Here is an 18,914-nt window from a genome sequence, read left to right on the forward strand (position 1 = left end):
AGCTGCGATCCCTCGATGTTTCAGTGACGAATCATCCCTCCGGGGGATTTCTGTTTGGCGCCGGCAAGACTAAAAATGCAAGTAAGAAACCAGCCGGCAGCGCGCGAGAGCGTGGTGCCCGCGTGGGGCTCCTTGCCGGCAAGGGTAGCAAGCCAGGCGATTGTAGTCCACAGGGAAGCTGGTCCGGATTGTGGCCGTTCCGCCTGATTCTCTGATGCGTGAGAGTCGACTGTCATGTGATTTCAACCAGTGGTCGATGTCCTATGTCCAAATCCAGAACACAGAAAGCACGCGGCGTCATTCTCCCCATGGTCGGCCTGACCCTTGCAGTTCTGCTTGGCATGGCTGGACTGGTTATCGACCTTGGCGGGCTGTTCGTGGCGAAAACCGAGTTGCAGTCGGCTCTAGACAGTTGTGCACTCGCAGCGGCAGAGGAGTTGGACGGCGCGTCCGATGCGCTGGCGCGAGCCGCCAGTGCGGGGATCACTGCGGGAAACGCCAACCGCGTGAGATACCAGAAAGCATCCGCATCCATCGCCTCGTCGGAAATCGCCTTTAGTGACACGCTGACTGGCGCCTTCAGCGCCGGATTCTCGCCAGCAGCCAATGCCCGCTATGCCAAATGCAGCCACACGACAAGCGGCATCGTGGCCTATCTTATCCAACTGATTGGTGGCGCTTCCAGCAATGCGGTAGCCGCAGTGGCCGTGGCGACGCGTTCCCATGCGCAAAGCTCGTGCCCGATCCCCGTTGGTTTGCGGCCCAAGGCTGGAGGCACAGCGCCGGATTACGGCTTCCAGGTTGGCGAATGGGTGACTGTGCTGTACGACGGCACCAAGACCGCAAGCCCGGGAGAGATGGGATGGTACAACCTCGACGGCTCGACGAACGCCAACGAGACCAAGTCGGAGATGAGTGTGGGTTACTGCGGCTCCAGTCTCAACGATAAGGTCGGCACCCCAGGAGCAAAAGTATCCGTTGACGATCAATGGAATGCGCGCTTTGGCATCTACAAGAACAATGGAGATATCAGCACCATGCCCCCGGACTTTACCGGCTACGCTTATACCTCGGCAAACTGGACAAATGCCGTTCCGCAGAACGCATTCAGTGGCACGAAAGCGGCAGGCTCGGATCCCACTGCCGCCAATTTCAAAGCGAAGCGGCTGGCATATGCCAACTATGCGGATAATGGCACCCAGGTCAATGCGGGAGACAATATCACTGGACTGAATATGAAAGGGGGCTACAAGACGCTGGCCACGAATGGGTCGGGCGGTGAGCTCCAGACGTATGGGATGAGCCGCCGCCTCGTATTGGTGCCCGTGATCTCCGCCGCTTCCACAATCCAGGATTTTTCCTGCATGCTGATGCTGCAGCCAATCAGCGGGCCGACCGCTTCGGTCCAGTTTGAATATCTGGGTAACGCGGGCAACCTGAACAGTCCCTGCACAAGCAATGGACTGGCGGGGGGGAGCGCGGGACCCTTGATTCCTGTTCTTGTCCAGTAGGAGCGGATAATGAAGACCCGACAAAAAGGCGTGGCGCTGGTCGAACTCGCCATCACGCTCTCGTTGCTGCTGGCGATCACGTTTGCGATCACCGAGTTCGGCCGCGCAATCTACACTTACAACACCCTGGCCAAGAGCACGCGCGATGCGGCGCGCTACCTGAGTACGCAAGCCGCGGGTAACGCGTCGGCACGGACCACGGCGACGAACCTCGCCGTATACGGCAAGCCTACGATCAGCGGATCGCCAACGCCCCTGGTGTCTGGCCTGACACCCAGCATGGTTTCCATCTGCGACGCTTCCATGTCGGCGTGTACCTCCAATAAATTCCAGGGCAGCAATCCGGCGATCAACACGGTGACAGTCGCGATCACTGGCTATACATTCTCGCCCATACTGGATCTGCTGGGCTTTACCCGCTTCTATACCGGTGGCAATTCATCCATTGCCTCGATCTCCTTCGGGAACATCTCCGTGACTATGAGGCAGTCCTATGAATAGGCGACAAAGCGGCACGACAGCGGTGGAATTCGCCATTTGCGCGGCACTCTTCTTCACCGTGATGTTGGGGATACTGGAATTCGGACGCGTGCTCTACAACTGGAACGCCGTTGCCGAGGCAACACGCTGGGGCGCCAGGCAGGCAGTGGTCTGCAATGCTGGCTCGTCGTCGGTGCTGAGCAAGATGCAGGCGATCATGCCGGGCCTTACTGCCTCGAACGTGTCGGTGGACTGGTACGGACCTGGCGGGACCGTCAGTACAACCTGTGACAGCAGCAACTGTACCGGTGTGGCAGTCAGCGTTACCGGCCTGACGATTTCGCCGGTATCTCCGGTAGCCTGGATTGGCTTCTCAAGCCTGGCGGTGCCTGGCTTCTCGACCTATCTCCCGCGGGAAATCATGGGGCAGGACGCGGGAAGCAGCAGCGTTTGCGGTGCCTAGCCCGTTGCCCTGGGGGCTTTGATGGGCGGCACGGCGTCCTCGCTCGGGGACTGCTTGCGGCACGCTGGTCAGATTGCGATAGGTCGGGGACCTCAGATTTCGACGGTGAAGCACCAGTCGAATGCAGGATTCTCGGGGGCGCAGGTCTTGCGCCGCACGTAGCCGCGAGGGTTACAAACCACGCGCGCGTTGTCCAGGCAGTAATCGAAGCCGGTATGGGTATGGCCGTGGATCCACAGATCGGCTTGCGCCACCAGGTCCGGGCGTCGCGAAATGAATCCGCCTGAAACCAGGTCATGTGAGAAGCGGGGGTCCAGGCTGCCGAGATCGGGAGCGTGGTGGGTGACGACCACTGTCTTTCCCGCAAAGGGCTCGGCCAGCTGCGCGCCCAGCCAGGCACTGGCAGACTGATGACGCTCCAGGGCGTCGGCCGGGGTGAAGTGGCGCCGCCGGCCGTCAGTACCGGTGATCTCGATCAGACGATGATCCAGCATGGCGCCGGCGCAGGCAAGCATCGAATCGTCGCGTCGGTCGATGCCAAACAGCGTGTAATCAGTCCACCAAGTGATGCCGATCACGCGTACGCGTTCGCCCCCGGGGCTGCCAAAATCTGCGGTGGCGCCGTTCAGCAAGTGAACATGCGGCGCTTCGCGTGCGGCCTGGGCCATCTCCGTATCGACCTGCTCGAAGGCGCTTTCGTAGTATTCGTGATTGCCGGGCACATAAACCACCGGATCGCTGAACGTGCGCGCAGCCCAGTCTATGCCGGCGCGGCCATTGGCGATGTCGCCCGCCAGCACCACCAGATCGGCCGGGCAGGCCGGAATGACGTCGGGCAGGTCATGTTCGAGATGCAGATCGCTGAGGATGCGGATTCTCATGGGAACTCCAGGCCGCCGGACATGGTTGCCGCGAGCAGATGCCTAGCGATTCTTCAGAAAAGCCAGCGTCCGGTCAAGAGCCAGGGCGCCAGGCGGCCCTGCCTGAGCGCACTCAGGCAACACGGCTGCCCAGTCGTAACCGGGAGGGCCGGGCGGCAAGGCAGGCACTGGCCGTGCCCGCTGATGCCGCAGGCCAGAGCCGGGGGCACCTTGCCAGGATGCCAGGCTTGCAGCCGTGGCGCTTTGCCAGTGCCGTCAGCCGCTGTGCTCGCCAGCCTGCGCGCCCGGTGCCGGATCGCTGTCCTTGCGGGACGCATGCGCCAGCTCTTCACGCAACGCATCGAGTTCCCGGGCCAGGACGAGCCTGACGGTCTTGAGGCGGCGGATCTCATCGTCGCGTCGTCTTAACACCTGCAGTGCCTGTGTCAGGCGCCGTTGTAGATAGGCAAGCTGTTCTTGCTCCTTTCTCTGGGCTTCCAGACCGCATTTGACCAGTGCGCGGATCCGCTCCGCAAGTTCCGGGTAACGATTGTGAATGGTGGAATTGGATAGTGCCGCTTCTTCCGCAACCGCGGCAATGCTGAGTTCCCGATCTGCCGGAATGCGCACCGGCTTGCCCTCTAGGATACGGGTAATCGCAGCTTCTATTTTGCTACTTGTGGCTTTCGTGCCCATTGCTTGACTCCCCCATGCAATTTGTCTGTAGCAACATCGGCGACGCAGCTTCGGATCATGCTGCCTGGCAGTGCGCGGGATTTTATTTCTTGCCTTCCGCCTCGCGCATGAAGCCGTGCCACCAATCGAGACCTCGACCGCAACCTCACACCATCGCGCCTCCTTCCGCAGCGATCCTGGCATGCACGAAAAAAACCCGGGACGCGGCCGGGTAACGGGCTGTGCTCCGGCCGGAGCCGGGCGACATCCCGGGGGTCTGGTTATCCCACGGGTGGCATCGCGCTGCGCACCTCAGCCTCCCTGGCCCGCCATGGTTGGCAGCAGCACGCGGTAGATCTGGATGAATGCTGGTCCAAGCAGAACCAGCAACAGCGTCGGGAAGATCAGGAAGATCAGCGGAAACAGGAGCTTCAGCGCGATTTTCGCCGCCTGTTCCTCTGCGCGCATGCGGCGCTTGGTGCGCAACGTATCCGACAGCACGCGCAGCGATTCGCCGAGGCTGGTGCCGTAGCGGTCCGCCTGGATCAACATGGACGCAAATTTGTCGACATCTTCGACGCCGGTCCGCAGTGCGAGATTGGCCAGGGCCTTGTCTTTGGCAAAGCCGGACCGCAGTTCGAGCAGCATGAGCTGGAGCTCGTCTGCCATCACCGGGCAGCGCAGCTGGAGTTCGTCAGCCACGCGCATCAGCGCTGCATCGAGGCCGAGCCCGGCTTCGACGCAGACCGTCAGCAGATCGATCGCGTCGGGAAACTCCTCGAATACTGTCCGCTTGCGAATTTCGGCCTTTCGCGCCAGGAACGCGTTGGGCAGGTAATAGCCGATTGCGCACACAACCGCCAGCGTTGCCACCATCTCATATTGGCCCTTGATCAACTGGGTGCTGCCAAGCAGGCTCAGCGCCAGCAGGGGCAGGACGATCGCCAGCACGGTCTTGGCGGCGAAGTACACCGTGCCGGCGGAGGCAGCGCGCCAGCCCGCATTCATGAAGCGCACGCGCAGTTGCGAATTTTCCCAGCCTTCCTTCGGCAGAGAGAGGCGCGAGACCGGCTTTGCCCATTGCTCCAGCTTTCCCACCCAGGCATTGGGCTGCCCGGCACCTGGCGCCGTTCCTGGCGCGCCGGCAATCTGGCCGACACGGCCTTGCGCCCGGCTCGGCGAGAACAGCAGCAGCAGTCCCAGCGCTGCGCCAAATGCTGCCGCGAAGATAAGGGCCAGCAGCAGGAACTCCGCTTGATTGATGCCTTGCATGATCATTTCCCCCAGTAAGAATCGCCGCTCTTGTGTGATGCGCGGTTCGCCCTCAGACCCGGATCCGGATGATCTTGCGCATCCAGATCACGCCGAGGACCATCGAAGTAAGCGCCACACCGATCATCTTCAGGCCGATAGGGTCTGTCCAAAGCACCGCCATAAAGCCCGGATTCACGACAAGGATCAGGCCGGCGGTGCCGAAGGGCAGCAGTCCCAGGATCCATGCCGAAAGGCGGCCCTCAGCCGACAACACGCGGATCTTGTCGAACAGCTTGAGACGCTCGCGCACCAGTGAGCTGATGGTGTCGAGGATTTCCGCAAGGTTGCCGCCGCTCTCTCGCTGGATCAGCACCGCGATCACGAAGTAACGAAGGTCGCCGATGGGAACGCGCATGGCCAGATTGGTCAATGCTTCATCAAGGCCGACGCCATAGTTGATTTCGTCGAACGTCGTGCGGAATTCAGGCCCCATCGGTTCTTTCAGCTCATGTCCCACCGTGCCGATCGCACTGGAGAAAGAATGTCCGGCTCGCAGCGCGCGGCTTAGCATGTCGACGGCATCCGGCAATTGCGACTCCAGGCGCTTCAAGCGCTTGCTGCGCAGCGATGCCACCCGCCAGAGTGGCAGCAGCGCGGCCAGCAATGCAATCAACATCACCAACGTGAACGGCAGCGGGAGAAGCGGGCCAAGGGAGAGCGTGCATAGGGCAGCGAAGCCGCAGTACGCAAACATTTGTCCAACCGACCAGGTTGTACCGGATTGCTCGAGCCAGCGGTCGAGCGTGCCAATGCGTGGCAGCTTCATCAGCCAGCGCTGGAACAGCGGAGAATTGCTGAGCATGCGCTCCTTGAGGATCGAGAGCTGTTCCGGCCGCAGCTGCCCGCCTGCAGACAGCGAGCGTATCCGCGCCTCGATCCGCTTGGCGGCGGGCCCGTGGTAGTTATTCCACCACAGATAGATGCCCTCGATGCTGAGGACGACCGCAGCGAAGACTAAGATAGCGAAAGCATAGAAGACGTAGTTCATTTTTGCCGCTCCCCGAAATGGCTATTGCAGCCGGGCATGGCGTGGTGGCGCCATGGGAGTCCTGGCGTGGCGGCGCAGTGCTGCCGCGCCACCGGCCAGTCTTGCAAGGCAAGCCAGGACCCTTGCATGCTCACCAATGTGCCCACGCATGTTCAGGCTTCGAAGCGCCTGGCCGGATCAAACGTTTCGTCCGGCAGCCCGACTCCGAATACGCGCAAGCGCTCGGCGAACTTCGGATACACGCCGGTCGCGCGGAAATGGCCGCTGACGGTGCCGTCCTGCGCGACGCCGGTGCGCTGGAAGGTGAAGATTTCCTGCATATTGATGATCTCCCCTTCCATACCGGTGATTTCCTGGATACTGACGATCTTCCTGCGGCCATCGGTCATGCGCGCTGCCTGGACGATGACGGTGATCGCCGACGAGATCTGTTGCCGTATCGCTTTCGGGGGCAGGTTGAGGCCAGCCATGCTGACCATGTTCTCCAGGCGGGTCAGTGCGTCGCGCGGCGTATTGGCGTGGATGGTCGTCAGCGACCCTTCATGGCCGGTATTCATCGCATTGAGCATGTCAAGTGCCTCGCCGCCGCGCACTTCGCCCAGGATGATGCGATCCGGCCGCATCCGCAGCGCATTGCGCACCAGTGCGCGCTGCGTGATCTCCCCTTTTCCCTCGATGTTCGGCGGACGTGTCTCCAGGCGCAGCACATGTGGCTGGCGCAGCTGGAGTTCGGCAGCGTCCTCGATGGTGACGACACGCTCGGTCTCTGGAATGAAGCCCGACAGGACATTCAGCAAAGTGGTCTTGCCGCTGCCGGTGCCGCCTGATACCAGGACATTGACCTTCGCATGCGCCAGCGCCTGCAGCAGTTGCGCCATCGGTCCGGTCAGGCTCTTGAGTGCGACCAGGTCGGACACCTGTAGCGGTGTGACAGCGAATCGCCGGATCGACAGCAGCGGGCCGTCGATCGCGGAAGGCGGAATGATGGCGTTGACGCGCGAGCCGTCGGGCAGCCGGGCGTCCACCATTGGACTCAGTTCATCGATACGGCGGCCGACGCGGGAGACGATCTTTTCGATCACCTTCATCAGGTGGACGTCATCGTAGAAGGCGATGTCGGTCAGCTCGAGCTTGCCGCGGCGCTCGACATAGGTCTGCCTGGCGGTGTTCACCAGGATGTCCGATACCGTCGGGTCGTTCAGCAAGGGCTCTAGCGGGCCGAAGCCAAACATCTCATCGAAGATGTCGCCGATCAACTGGCGGCGTTCGTTATCGTTCAGCAGGATGCGTTCCTCGTCGACAATGCTGTTGACCAGTGTGCCGATCTCGCGTCGAACCTGCTCCTGGGGATACCTGGTGAGCCGTTCCAGTTCAACCCTGTCCAGCACCATTTCATGGACGCTCTTCTTTACGTCCCGATAGGCGGCCTGGCTGGACACGGCATGCAATGCCGCGTGGCCGTTCATGGTGACGGGCGGGTGTGCCGGCAGTGACAGTTGTTCGCGGATCGACATGATGGACTCCAATTCGGTAGGCAAGTCAGGCAATGTTGGCGGGCGTTGCTTTTGCCCGCAGGAACAGTCTGCGTAGCGGCGAGGTGTCGGCTGCTTGTACCTTGCGCTCGCCAGGCGCGGCCATGAGGGCCGTCCCCAGCGAGAGCAAGGCACGCGCGATCGCGCTGCGCTTATGCTCCTTGGTAACCGGGACGCCGTGGCTGATTGCCTGGTCCGCTACCGCGGGGTCGTCGGGCAACATGTGGAAGATCTTCATGCCGAACACGTTCTCAAGCGTGGCTCTCGGAAGTTCGTCCCGGCGCCCGTGGCGATTGACCACGATGCGAATCTTTTCGTTGCCGTAGTGCAGTGCGTGGAAGATGTCGAGCAGGCGCCGGCCAGTTCGGGCATAGGCGATACTTGGCTGCACCAGCATGCAGATGCGGTCGCTGCGGTCAAGTGCGGCGATCGATAGCGGGTTGACCGATTGCCCGATGTCGATGAGGATGAAGTCGTAGCGTGGCGAGGCGACCGACAGGATGTACTCGAGCTGTTCCTTGCGGATCTCGCCGGCCTTGATTGGATCGCTGGCGCCGGCAAGGATATCGAAGCCGTCGTGCACGCGTGTGAGACAGGCTTCGAGGAAGGCGTCGTCCATCCGTTCGATTTGTGAGCACACCTCGGGTAAGGTGGACGGCGGCGTCTTATCGCTGACGAGGTAGCTGGTGTCGCTGAACTGATTGTTCAGGTCGATCAGCAAGACACGCTTTCCCTCGTGGGCGCTCAGGGCGTAGCCTAGGTTGCTGGCAACGAAACTCGTGCCCGTGCCGCCTTTGCACGATATGAAGGAAATGATGCGCGTGGCATTCTCCGCCTGCAGCACGTGATTGGCTTCCAGGCGCGACAGTGCGCTGTGGAGTTGCGCCTTGTCCAGCGGCCAGGCCAGCACATCGCGCACGCCGGTGCGCAGCGCCCGGAGCAGCAGGTCGGGATGCGGCACGGACGTGACAAGGATGCAGGGCAGGTCGGGGTGCTGCTCGCGCAGGCTCTCGATGCCGTGCATTTGGGCTGCCCCGCTGCTCCCCTGGTCGATGATCAGGGCATTGGCGCCACGGAGCCGGTTAGCCTGCATGACCAGGCTGGCCGGCGAGTCCTGGTGGCGCATAAGCTGAACGTGACCGCAAGCAGCAGTCAGACGCGAGATCTCCGCCAGTCGTTCTGCGTCTTCGGACGCGATCAGGATCTTGAGCATGGCAATGTCTCCGAAGTCAGTCGTCTATCTGTGCAACTTGCGCCTGCCCGCGAGTGCGGGCAGGGCGCGGCGGTATCGCGGCAAAAGAGCAGTGTGGTAAGGGCAAGGGCACCGCGCCAAAGGCGCGTCAGCCAAGTCATGACGGCGCAGTGCACGGAATTGGCCGATGGCACGACACCTTGCTCATGTTGCTTCGCAGCTCAGGGCAGGTCAGCGCATGCCGCCTCCGTTGAGGCCGATACCGCCCATGCCGCCAAGTCCTCCGACGCCGCCGAATCCTCCGTCGCTGGCGCCATAGCCGCCGGAACTGCCCATGGGCAGGAGGATGAGCGAGCGGTCGTATTTGTTCATGGCGGCCACGGCTGACTTGCCGTCTCCGCCCTGCATGGGCGGCAGGCCGGCAGGCGCCTGCGGATTGATGATCTGCGCGCGGGTGACGGCGCTCACAGCTTCACCAGCGTGCTTGTCCCAGACCGGCGTGGTTGATATGCAGGCCGTCAACATGATGCAGGCCAGTGCGCCAAGGCACGCTATTGCGGGGCGGCGCAAGTGCTTCAGATTCGTCTTCATGACTGTTCTCCACTAGAGATCGGACCGTTCAGTTTGCGGCAGGGACAGTGGCCGGCTCGGCCGGGGCGCCGGTCGCCGCCACACTGGCCGGCGCCCGTTCGGCCCTGGCCCGCGCCAGGCGTGCGGCTGTGGCTTCGATGCGGGCGATGCGGGCGGCGGCATCGTTGGCCGGCGGCGCGGCGGCGGTGGGGCCTGCCGGCGGCGCAGCCGGCGCGTCCCCTGTCGGCTTGGCCGCAGCCGCCGGGGCCGCTTCGGCGGGGGCCAGCAAAACGGCCTCGGCCGGCTTGGTGGCAGTGCTTGCCGGTCGCGCAGGCGTGGCCGGCGGGATGGGTGCCAGCGCGCTGGTGCGTTCGGCCGGGGCACGCTTGGCCGGCGCTTCAGGTGCAGCCGGTGCCATGGCAGCGGGCTGCCCGGGTGCCGCAGGTGAAGTCGGCGCGGTCGGTGCAGTCGGTGCGGCAGCCGGTGTTGCGGCAGGGGCGGCCGTGGCCGGTTTGCCGGAGCCTTCCATATTGCCGTTCAGATAGACCAGCGCCGGGTTCGGCGTCGAGAAGCTGTCGGTGGGCAGCGGATACGGACCCGATGGCAACGGCTGGACCAGGCGCGGCGTGATGATGAACACCAGTTCGGTCAGGTCATGCTGGAACGACGTGCTGCGGAAGAGCGAGCCAAGCACTGGCAATTCCCCCACGCCAGGCAGTGCCTTGAGTGACCCCAGTACGTTGTCCCGCATCAGTCCGCCGATGGCGAAGCTTTCGCCATCGCGCATCTGCACCGTGGTCGAGGCACGGCGGGTTGTGATCAGCGGCAGGACGGTCGAGCCAACCTGGCCGGTGCTGCTCACCGTTGCACCCGTTGGGGACAGCTCGGAGACTTCCGGCATGACCTTCAGGTTGATCCGGCCGTTGGCCATGACCGTCGGCGTGAACTTCAGGCCCACGCCGAATTCCTCTTGCTGCAAGGTGATGGTGGCTATGCCGCCCACGCTGCTTTGCGCGACCGGAATAAAGATCTTTCCGCCAGCCAGGAAGCTTGCCTCTTGTCCGCTGAGCGTGACGAGATTGGGCTCGGCGAGGATCTTCACCAGCGAGTCATTGGCCTGGGCATCGATCTGGAACTTGAAGGGCAGATTGTTCGCCTTGTTAACGAACAGGTTGCTGGCCCCGCCGGATAACAGGTTGCCGACCAGGGCGCCGGTCCAGGAACCGAATCCTCCTTGAAGATTGAACGCGGCGCCAAGTTGGTTGAGGAGGGTCTTGGAGACTTCGGCGACTTTGACCTCGAGCATCACTTGCTGCGGTGCGTCTACCGTCAGCATGTTCATCACGTTGCCGCCCTTCTTGTTCGGGTCGCCCTGGCCGCTCCCGGCATAGGCACGTGCGATCTCCATCGCTTGCTGCGCTGCCTGCGGATTCGATACATTGCCGGTCAGGACAAGATTGTCGGCTGCCGTCGTCACGCGGATCTGGCGTTCGCCGGGCATCAATTGCGCGAGTGAGGTTTGCAGTCCGCCGGCATCCGCATTCACAACCACATTGATGATGCTGCAAGCCCCGCTGCGCCCCTGCACGATCATGTTGGTCGAGCCGATGCTCAGGCCGACCACGTAGAGCGTCTGCGGCGATACCATCGTGGCCTGAGCCACCACGGGGTTGCCGAGCGTACGGTTGCGAACCGGTTCGCGCAGCGGGATCAAGGATGACTTGCCCAGTGGCACCACCACATTGGTCTCGCCGGTGATCGCGCCGGTGCAATTCGGCCCGTGGTTCGCGGCGGCCGCGGCGGCCGCTGCACCCGCAGGAACCGGCGTCATGCTGATGGTCATCTGCACCGGACTACCGGCGGGAGCGGTCGTCGTGCGCAGTGCTGTCGCCGGGCCGGTGGTGGCATTGGCGATGGCTCCGCCTTCGACCATTGCCTGGGCCGCGGCCGCGATCGGCGCGCAGATTAGTGCCCCGGTCATGCCGGCCAGGATGATGGCACGCGCGTTGACGCGCAGCTCGGTTGCTTTGTCTATCGTTTTCATTTCTTCCCCCCGGGAGAATCTTCACGACTTTTCAAGATGAGACGGATCATTCAAGGCTTAGAGGTATTGGTGGCTCATCGTTTTGCTGCGGGTTGTCAGAAGCACTCGACGCTGCCACGGATGCCGGCCAGCACGCCCACGCAATCGCCTTGCCTGGCCGGTGCGGCAGCCATTGTCCTGACCCGTGGCTGCACGCGTGGCGTGCTTTGCACAGGCTCCACTTTGGCGGGCTGGACTGGCGCCGTCTTGCCCAGCAGCGTGATCTTGGTGGCGCCGCCGGTCGAGACCTGTGCCACGTCGACCTGATTGCGCAGCACCAGGGATAGCGTGCCCACGCTGCGCGCCACGTCCAGCTTTTCGGCCTGGTCAGGCGTGACCTCGAGCGTGACCGCGTTGACGACCTTGGGTTGTGTATCGTCCCGGCTGACTTGCTGGGCAACGGCCAGCACAAGGATCTTTTCAAGCACGATCTTCGAGATGCTGCCGGTCGCTGCGTCTTTCGCGCCGGGCTCGTTGGTGTTGACGATGACGTCGACGAGATTGCCCGGCAAGGCGAACCCGGCCACGCCAACGACGTCGTTGACCCGGACCGTGATGGCCCGCTTGCCCTCGCCGATGACCGCGGAAAGGCCGCCCTTGGTGCCGAGAGGGGCCAGCTTGGCGTCTAGGATTGGCTCGCCGCGCAGCAGGCTGGTACGTACGACCCGTCCCTCGAGCACCTTGGGATCCTCGAAGGTCCCTGGCGGCACGCTCGCGGCGGGCCAACTCACCAGACGGACCTGGTCGGCGGTCAGCGGCTGGCCGAGGTTCAGGTCATTCGTCGCCACGGCAACCTGCTTGAGTGAGCCGGAGGACTGCTGCATCAACCACCTGGATGCGGAAGCCACGGCGGCAATGCCGGCGGCGAGGGCCACCACCAACATCAGAACAGCACGCATGTTTTTCATGATGAAACCTCCAACTGTTGTCTATCGATGCGCCTAAGAAGCGCTCAACGGGTTGCCAACGTTTTTCCCTGCCACCCCGTTGCTGCGGTGGTGGAGACTTTCGGGCTAGAGTCCGAATGGCTGCCGAAGTAGCTGTGCCAGGCGTGGCGCAATGCTGCTTCGGTGACAACCGGCACCTCGCCGTGGTAGTGCACCTGCGATGCCACGAGCCGGAGCAGGTCGCGCGGGATGCAGGCAAGCAAGGGCATGTTGCCGTCAGGGTGAAGGCTGTCGACCAGAAAGTCGGTTACCGGGGCTGGCGTATACAAGCCCAGATCCCGGCACGCGCGGGCGTATATCTCGCGATAGTCCTCCGGCGACAATGGCCCCACATGCAATTTGCTGCCCAGCCGGCGCAGGAAGGCGGCATCGCACAGTTGGCCAGGGTCGAGGTTGGTCGAGAACACGGGCCACACGTCGAACGGCACCGTGAAGCGCACGCCGGTCTGCAGCGTAAATACGTCGATCTGCCGATCGAGTGGCACGATCCAGCGGTTCAGCAGTTCGGTGACGCCGACCAGTTGGCGGCCGAGGTCGTCGATGATGTAGATGCCGTTGTTCGCCTTCATTTGGGGCGGGGCCTGGTAGAAGCCCGATGCCGGGTCGAAGCGCATATCCAGCATCGACAAGGTCAGCTCGCCGCCCGAGAGCACCGCCGGTCTGTGGCAAATCGTCCAGCGACGATCAAGCGGGCGCCTTGCCATCTGTGCTTCGCCGTCGAAAGGGACATGCACCAGCGGGTCGAAGACCTGGATGATTTCACCGGCGACCGTGATGGCGTGCGGAACGGGAACCGCACCCGGCAACAAGGAGCCGAGCCGCTGCGCGAGGTAGGTCTTGCCGCTGCCGGCGGGGCCATACATCATCAACGCCCTGTGTGCATTGAGGGCTACGCCTGCTTCGTCGAGCAGGTGCGGGGGAATCGTCAGGTCGCCCAGCGCTGCGGTGACGTCGGCCTTGGAGACGCTGGCGCGGCTGATCGAATGCTGCTGCACCGCGTCGATATAGGCTTCAAGTGTGACCGGGGCGGGACCCACATAGCTGCAGCGCGCTGCGAACTCCGCGGCGCGCGCATAGCCGCCGTCGGTGAGGCGGAAGCGCACGTCCAGGTCGTTGGCGCCGCGATGGGCCACTTCCATCATGCGCTCTCGCACCGCGAGCGCCGCGATCTCATTCAGCACCGAGGCGGGCAGCTTGAGGGTCTCGGCCAGTTGCACGAGCGTGACGTTGCGATGCAGGTACGCGGCCTTCATGGTCAGCGCCACCAGCATCGATGTGTCGACGCCGGTGTCGGCCACGGTCTTGGGGGCGGAGTGCCAGGCAAGAGTCGAACTGCGCTCTTGCGCATCGTCTTTGCCAGGCCCCGCGACCGGCGTGAGAATCCGGTGAGCCGGACTCACCGAGGTGTGCTCAGTCATCATTTCCCCCGTTTCTGACTTGAAGGTCCTGCGTGCAGAAATGCAGGCTGGTTACGTTCAGACCGACGCGAACAGAACGCCGATCGTGCCTGCAGCGATAGCCGCGCCATAAGGCAGTGTTCCCACCGACCACGACGATTGGATGCCGTCACCTGTTAACTGCTGCCCGTCTTCTATGCGGCCGCGACTGAACAGCATCAGCTGCAGGTTGCCGCGCAGGCGGGCGAGACGCCCCAGCCGGATAGTGGCTGCAAGTGCCCACATGCCGCCCAGGAGGAAAGTCAGCACTGCGATCTCAAATGCCATCGCCGCGCCCAGCAGGGCACCGACGGCGGCCATCAGCTTCACATCGCCGGCGGCCATGCCGCGCAGCAGATAAAAGGGGAGCAAGCAGGCAAAGCCGGCGAGCCAGCCGGTTGTCCAGGCAAGCGCACCGTGGGCCGGGCCATGCATGGCCATCTGCAGCGGCAGCGCCAGCAGCCACGTGCCGAAGGTCAGCCAGTTCGGGATGCGACGGCTCTTCAGGTCCAGCGCGGCGGCGGCTAGCACCAGCACGATGGCGAATGGGCCGATCCATGGGTGCAATGTGAGTTCGCTTGACATGATTTGCTCCGGATTAGCTCTGGCTCGTTCGGCTTGGAACAGTCGCTCAGGGAAAGTCCGCGGCAATGCTCTGGAACATGCCAAGCAAGCTCTGGCCGACCGAGCTGACCGCGGCGATGATGACCACCGCAATCAGGGACGCGATCAGTGCGTACTCGATTGCCGTCACGGCGCGATCCTCACGAAGGAAGGTGTTCACGAGTGTGATCAGGTTTTGCATAACGCCCCCTATTTATCCTTAGCTCACCAATCGTTGAGCTGAACCTCAAAGGTTGTTTCCGATGGTTCCGGCCGGTTTCTTGGCTATTGGATATTGATCCAGACCAGGCGGTGCGGTGGCGCGGACAGGCCCGCTTGCCAGCAGGCCTATCCGCGCGAACGTGTGCCGCTTAGAGGTCGGTTGCGATATTGTTGAAGACCCCGCTCAGACTGGTGCCGACGGCCTTGACCGCGGCGATGATGAAGACAGCAATGAGCGCGGCGATCAGGCCATACTCGATTGCGGTCACGCCGTTTTCGTCACGGATGAATTGCTTGGTCTTTGCGATGAGGTTTTGCATGACAAACTCCTTAGGTTGGCAACAAGAGTGAAGCGTGAAGCAGCGTGAGAAACACCGGGGCGGCGGCCCGCACGCGGCGCATGCGTGGAAGGGCCATTGGCCGCCTTGATCCTTGTGACAGATGCGGAGGTCTGCAAGGGCTTGAGGAGCGGTGGGACGCCCCCGGCGCAGCATATTGATTGCTGTCGGAGTGAATGCCGGCGCGCGGTGTGCTTGAGCGCGATGGCCTGCATTGGCGGGCGCGGCATTCCGATGGCCAGGCTCGCTGCGGCAAGCTGTCAAGACATGTTGTCGGGTGGATGGCATGACATTCCGTCGTTCTGCAAGTCTTTCGTAAGGAGCCACCGCGTCGTGTCTTGGCGCTGGTCCCACCATCTCGTTGCATTCGCTGTGAGAGCTTGTGCTCGGCGTGTCTGTGAGGCAATAGGCAAGAGCCGGGCCACCCCCGCGCATTGCCTTGAGTATCAAGGGATTGCCGCCGACCGCACCAAGATTCGCCAGCTGGCCTCGGCCTGCTTTCCAGGCGTTGTTGCTGGCCGGAAACGTGGGAAATTCTGCCCTTGCGGGCCCGATAGCCGTAAGGGCTAGATGAATGAATGCCTCCTCGGAAAAAAGGATGAGGACATATGGTTGATTCGCTTTGCACCGGAAAACGTCTATCAGGATCTGACCGGCGGCTCTTTTTAGAGGGATTCGGGTACGCCACTAGATAGATTGGATGAATCGTGTTCCCTGCCTGGTTCAGGGGGCGACGTTGCAAGGCGGAAACGTTGCTTCCGTCAATTTTTGCCTGTCCGTGCCGGCGCCGTCTCCGGATATCGAGTCGGGGTGGGGCGAAACGCCGGAAAAGGTGCGTGATTCAATTTGGAAACATTGCATCCGTTGGCGCCCGGAGCGGCCGCCGGAGCGGGGTTGCCCTCGCCTCGCTTGCTTGTTTCTCCGCCGGAAATTGATAAGAATCGATCGTAGATGGACAGGAGCCAACGCGGCGGGCTGACAGGTAAAGCAAGCCCCCCGTCGCAACGGCAGCCAGGCTGCGGGGCGCGCGCGAATGCATCGGAGAGCAAGTCATGGGACTAAACGAGAGAACATTGGACAGATCTGCCAGTGTGCCGTCGCCGCATTGGATTGGCCGCGAGCGCATCAAGGTCTACAGTATCGCGATGCTGATCGTCTATGCCGTAGTGATCGCGATCTGGGCCTGGATGACCGATGGCTTCACATCGGACCGGATGGTCCGCCCGGGATCGGATTTTTCGGTGTTCTGGAGCACATCCTATGTGACCCTGCACGAGGGCGCGATCAAAGCGTATGACTTTGCTTCGATCCAGCCGGTTATCGCGGCGCAAGGCTCACTACCGGCGGATAAGAGTTTCTTCTTGCCATGGTTATACCCGCCGACATTCCTGCTCTTCGTTATTCCGCTGTCGCTGCTTCCTTATGCGCTGAGCTATGTGCTTTTTATGGGCTTGACTGGTACGGCGTATGTCGTCTCGATTGTGCGCCTGATCGGGCTGCGCGCCGGGGCGGGTCGTGTCGTCTGGCTGCCAGTCGTTTCCTTTCCCGCCATCTACTTTGCCGTATCGTTCGGACAGAATTCCCTTCTTACTGCGGCGCTGGCCTGCAGCGCGCTCGTATCGCTGAAGGAGCGGCCAGTCCTGGCTGGTGTGCTGATTGGCTTGCTGAGCGTCAAGCCGCAGCTTGCCATCCTGTTTCCACTTGCGCTATTTGCAGCGAGAGCGTGGAAGCCATTTATGGTCGCTGCCGTCACAGCCGCGCTGTTGCTGCTTGCCGCTATAGCCATCTTTGGATGGGATACGGTGCCCGCTTTCGTCGCCAACACAAAGTTCGCCAGGCAATCGATGCTCGAAAATGGGGAAGTGCTCTGGTACGCCATGCCGACAGTGCTGTCAGCCATGTTGCTTGCCGGCGCATCTTTCATGATTGCGATGGTGGCGCACGCCATGGTTGCCTTGCTGGCTGCTCTTGCCTTGTACTTCGTCTGGCGTAGAGATGCTTCCACTGGGTTGCGCGCGGCCTCCCTGGCCGTGGCGACGCTCATGGCGAGTCCATACCTGTGGTTTTATGAAATTACCTGGCTCGGCATCGCGATTGCCGGCATGACATGCGACGGGCTGCGCCGGGGGTGGCTGCGCGGGGAGCGTGAACTGCTGGTTGTGGCATGGATTCTGCCGCTTTATATGGGCTTGAACCGGGTGACGCACTTTCCGCCGATTGGCCCCATCGTGCTGGCGTTGCTGATGCTTGCAATCTTGCGCCGTGTACACGTCATTACGCGGCGGAATCCGGACTGGCTGCCGTGAAGCTGTTGCCGTTGAGCTTCCGGTGCCATGGCCGAGCCCGCGCACGGGGCGGAGTGTGCGTGATGGCTGTGGTTGCCCCGGAGGGGGACGAGACAGCGGAAGACACTGGGCGGGATGATCTGCCCGCGTGCCTGGCAAAGAAGAAGGAGTGAATCATGTTGGGTCGACAGGATGTCAAACTGCTCTCAGTAGTCGTGCCGTGCTACAACGAGTTCGATGTCATCGGGCACTTCTTTGCGCGGGTGATTCCGATTCTTGAGTCCATGGAAACCATGCGCTTTGAGATCGTATGCGTGAATGACGGCAGCACCGACGGCACGCTGGGAAAATTGATTGAAATGTCCAGGCATGACGGACGCGTACGCGTCATTGATCTGACTCGCAATTTCGGCAAGGAGGCCGCGTTGACTGCGGGAATCGACGAGGCGCTGGGCGACGCGGTCGTGCCCATCGATGCCGACCTGCAGGACCCGCCGGAACTGATTCCCGTACTGGTGGCGCGCTGGCGCGAAGGGGCCGAAGTGGTGCTGGCCCAGCGCGCCAGTCGGGCGTGCGATTCGTTGCCGAAGCGCCTCGCCGCGGCGGCATACTATCGTGTGCACAACTACTTGTCGGAACTGAAGCTGCCGGAGAACGTCGGCGATTTTCGTCTGATGGATCGCCAGGTCGTCAACGCGCTTAAGCATCTGCCGGAGCGGCGCCGCTTCATGAAGGGCTTGTTCGCATGGGTTGGCTTCAAGGCAGTGATCGTGCAGTACGAGCGTGAGGCGCGCGGTGCGGGAAAGTCGAAGTTCTCGGGATGGCGGCTGTGGAACTTCGCGCTGGAGGGCATTACCAGCTTCAGTACCTTGCCATTGCGGAGTTGGACTTATATTGGCGGCACCGTGGCGTTCGGTGCATTTTGGTATGGTTCCTTCATCATCGCCAGGACGCTGATTTTTGGCATCGAGGTGCCTGGCTACGCTTCGCTTCTGTCCGTACTGCTCTTCTTCGGCGGTATTCAGCTGATCGGGATTGGGATGGTCGGCGAGTATGTCGGTCGCATCTATGATGAAGCCAAGGGCCGGCCCATCTATCTCGTGCGGCACCGGTATCAGGAGCGGCGTCCGGTCGGTGAGCTTTCGGCTGGCAGGCGGGTGATTGAGCTCCATGGCATGCCGCGTTCACTGAGAGGTGGGAAATAGTGTGCGGGGCCAGAAGCCCAGGCGAGGATACGATCGGACGCGGCACCGCTGTCAATTCGTGCGGTAGCCTGGCAGGCGCGGCTCGCTGGTTCCGGGTGAGCAAGCGGGCCGGCGGTGCTGAGAAGAGCGTTGGCTTTCCGTGCGCGATCTCCCGGTAGCTTGCCGCCACGGGGGGGCACGCCTGAATGGATGCCGGGCTTGCAATGTGGC

18 protein-coding genes are annotated in these 18,914 nt (G+C 62.4%); 5 read left to right on the forward strand and 13 right to left on the reverse strand.

Annotation, left to right across the window (positions count from 1 at the left end):
* The first annotated feature begins 263 nt into the window (after window positions 1–263).
* Genes ACZY0R_RS19815 through ACZY0R_RS19825 form a run of 3 tightly spaced genes read left to right on the forward strand, consistent with a single transcriptional unit; the run spans window position 264 to window position 2,454 of the window.
* Window positions 264–1,511: a pilus assembly protein TadG-related protein gene (locus tag ACZY0R_RS19815; RefSeq protein WP_488860576.1), complete on the forward strand. Its 1,248-nt coding sequence runs from the start codon at window positions 264–266 to the stop codon at window positions 1,509–1,511.
* 9 nt (window positions 1,512–1,520) lie between these two features.
* Window positions 1,521–2,012, forward strand: coding sequence for a TadE/TadG family type IV pilus assembly protein (locus ACZY0R_RS19820; RefSeq protein ID WP_488860578.1), 492 nt, complete (start codon window positions 1,521–1,523; stop codon window positions 2,010–2,012).
* Entirely contained in the window at window positions 2,005–2,454 is a 450-nt protein-coding gene (locus ACZY0R_RS19825) for a TadE/TadG family type IV pilus assembly protein (protein WP_447429284.1), read from the forward strand. The genes ACZY0R_RS19820 and ACZY0R_RS19825 overlap by 8 nt, the downstream gene beginning before the upstream one ends.
* A gap of 92 nt (window positions 2,455–2,546) precedes the next feature.
* On the opposite strand, the gene ACZY0R_RS19830 is transcribed toward ACZY0R_RS19825, so the two are convergent.
* The 13 genes from ACZY0R_RS19830 to ACZY0R_RS19890 all read right to left on the reverse strand — a co-directional run bounded on the left by ACZY0R_RS19830 (window position 2,547) and on the right by ACZY0R_RS19890 (window position 15,196).
* Window positions 2,547–3,335: a metallophosphoesterase gene (locus tag ACZY0R_RS19830; RefSeq protein WP_488860580.1), complete on the reverse strand. Its 789-nt coding sequence runs from the start codon at window positions 3,333–3,335 to the stop codon at window positions 2,547–2,549.
* 255 nt (window positions 3,336–3,590) lie between these two features.
* Window positions 3,591–4,010, reverse strand: a complete 420-nt coding sequence (locus ACZY0R_RS19835) for a hypothetical protein (protein ID WP_488860582.1) — start codon at window positions 4,008–4,010, stop codon at window positions 3,591–3,593.
* Between the two features lie 291 nt (window positions 4,011–4,301).
* A complete protein-coding gene (locus tag ACZY0R_RS19840) occupies window positions 4,302–5,261 on the reverse strand; it encodes a type II secretion system F family protein (protein ID WP_488860584.1) in 960 nt (319 codons plus the stop codon).
* A 52-nt stretch (window positions 5,262–5,313) separates the two neighbouring features.
* Window positions 5,314–6,291, reverse strand: a complete 978-nt coding sequence (locus ACZY0R_RS19845) for a type II secretion system F family protein (RefSeq protein ID WP_488860586.1) — start codon at window positions 6,289–6,291, stop codon at window positions 5,314–5,316.
* Window positions 6,292–6,443: 152 nt separating this feature from the next.
* Window positions 6,444–7,805 carry a TadA family conjugal transfer-associated ATPase gene (locus ACZY0R_RS19850; RefSeq protein WP_488860588.1) on the reverse strand — a complete coding sequence of 454 codons (1,362 nt, stop codon included), beginning with the start codon at window positions 7,803–7,805 and terminating at the stop codon, window positions 6,444–6,446.
* A gap of 25 nt (window positions 7,806–7,830) precedes the next feature.
* Complete coding sequence (locus ACZY0R_RS19855; protein WP_488860590.1) at window positions 7,831–9,036, reverse strand: CpaE/TadZ family protein; 1,206 nt, start codon at window positions 9,034–9,036, stop codon at window positions 7,831–7,833.
* A 210-nt stretch (window positions 9,037–9,246) separates the two neighbouring features.
* Entirely contained in the window at window positions 9,247–9,606 is a 360-nt protein-coding gene (locus ACZY0R_RS19860; protein WP_488860592.1) for a hypothetical protein, read from the reverse strand.
* Window positions 9,607–9,634: 28 nt separating this feature from the next.
* Window positions 9,635–11,629: a type II and III secretion system protein family protein gene (locus ACZY0R_RS19865; RefSeq protein ID WP_488860594.1), complete on the reverse strand. Its 1,995-nt coding sequence runs from the start codon at window positions 11,627–11,629 to the stop codon at window positions 9,635–9,637.
* Window positions 11,630–11,724: 95 nt separating this feature from the next.
* Entirely contained in the window at window positions 11,725–12,576 is an 852-nt protein-coding gene (cpaB, locus tag ACZY0R_RS19870; protein ID WP_488860596.1) for a Flp pilus assembly protein CpaB, read from the reverse strand.
* Window positions 12,577–12,620: 44 nt separating this feature from the next.
* The gene (locus tag ACZY0R_RS19875) at window positions 12,621–14,033 is read right to left on the reverse strand and encodes a DUF8689 domain-containing protein (protein ID WP_488866059.1); all 1,413 of its coding nucleotides are present in this window, start codon (window positions 14,031–14,033) and stop codon (window positions 12,621–12,623) included.
* A 57-nt stretch (window positions 14,034–14,090) separates the two neighbouring features.
* Complete coding sequence (locus tag ACZY0R_RS19880) at window positions 14,091–14,636, reverse strand: A24 family peptidase (protein ID WP_488860598.1); 546 nt, start codon at window positions 14,634–14,636, stop codon at window positions 14,091–14,093.
* Window positions 14,637–14,682: 46 nt separating this feature from the next.
* Entirely contained in the window at window positions 14,683–14,856 is a 174-nt protein-coding gene (locus ACZY0R_RS19885) for a Flp family type IVb pilin (protein WP_488860600.1), read from the reverse strand.
* A 169-nt stretch (window positions 14,857–15,025) separates the two neighbouring features.
* On the reverse strand, window positions 15,026–15,196 hold the full coding sequence (locus tag ACZY0R_RS19890) for a Flp family type IVb pilin (protein WP_488860602.1): 171 nt from the start codon (window positions 15,194–15,196) through the stop codon (window positions 15,026–15,028).
* Between the two features lie 1,070 nt (window positions 15,197–16,266).
* On the opposite strand from ACZY0R_RS19890, the gene ACZY0R_RS19895 reads away from it, so the two are divergent.
* On the forward strand, window positions 16,267–17,520 hold the full coding sequence (locus tag ACZY0R_RS19895) for a glycosyltransferase family 87 protein (protein WP_488860604.1): 1,254 nt from the start codon (window positions 16,267–16,269) through the stop codon (window positions 17,518–17,520).
* Between the two features lie 155 nt (window positions 17,521–17,675).
* Window positions 17,676–18,704, forward strand: coding sequence for a glycosyltransferase family 2 protein (locus tag ACZY0R_RS19900; RefSeq protein WP_488860606.1), 1,029 nt, complete (start codon window positions 17,676–17,678; stop codon window positions 18,702–18,704).
* The last annotated feature ends 210 nt before the right edge of the window (window positions 18,705–18,914 follow it).

Source organism: Cupriavidus sp. F041 (assembly GCF_057814235.1).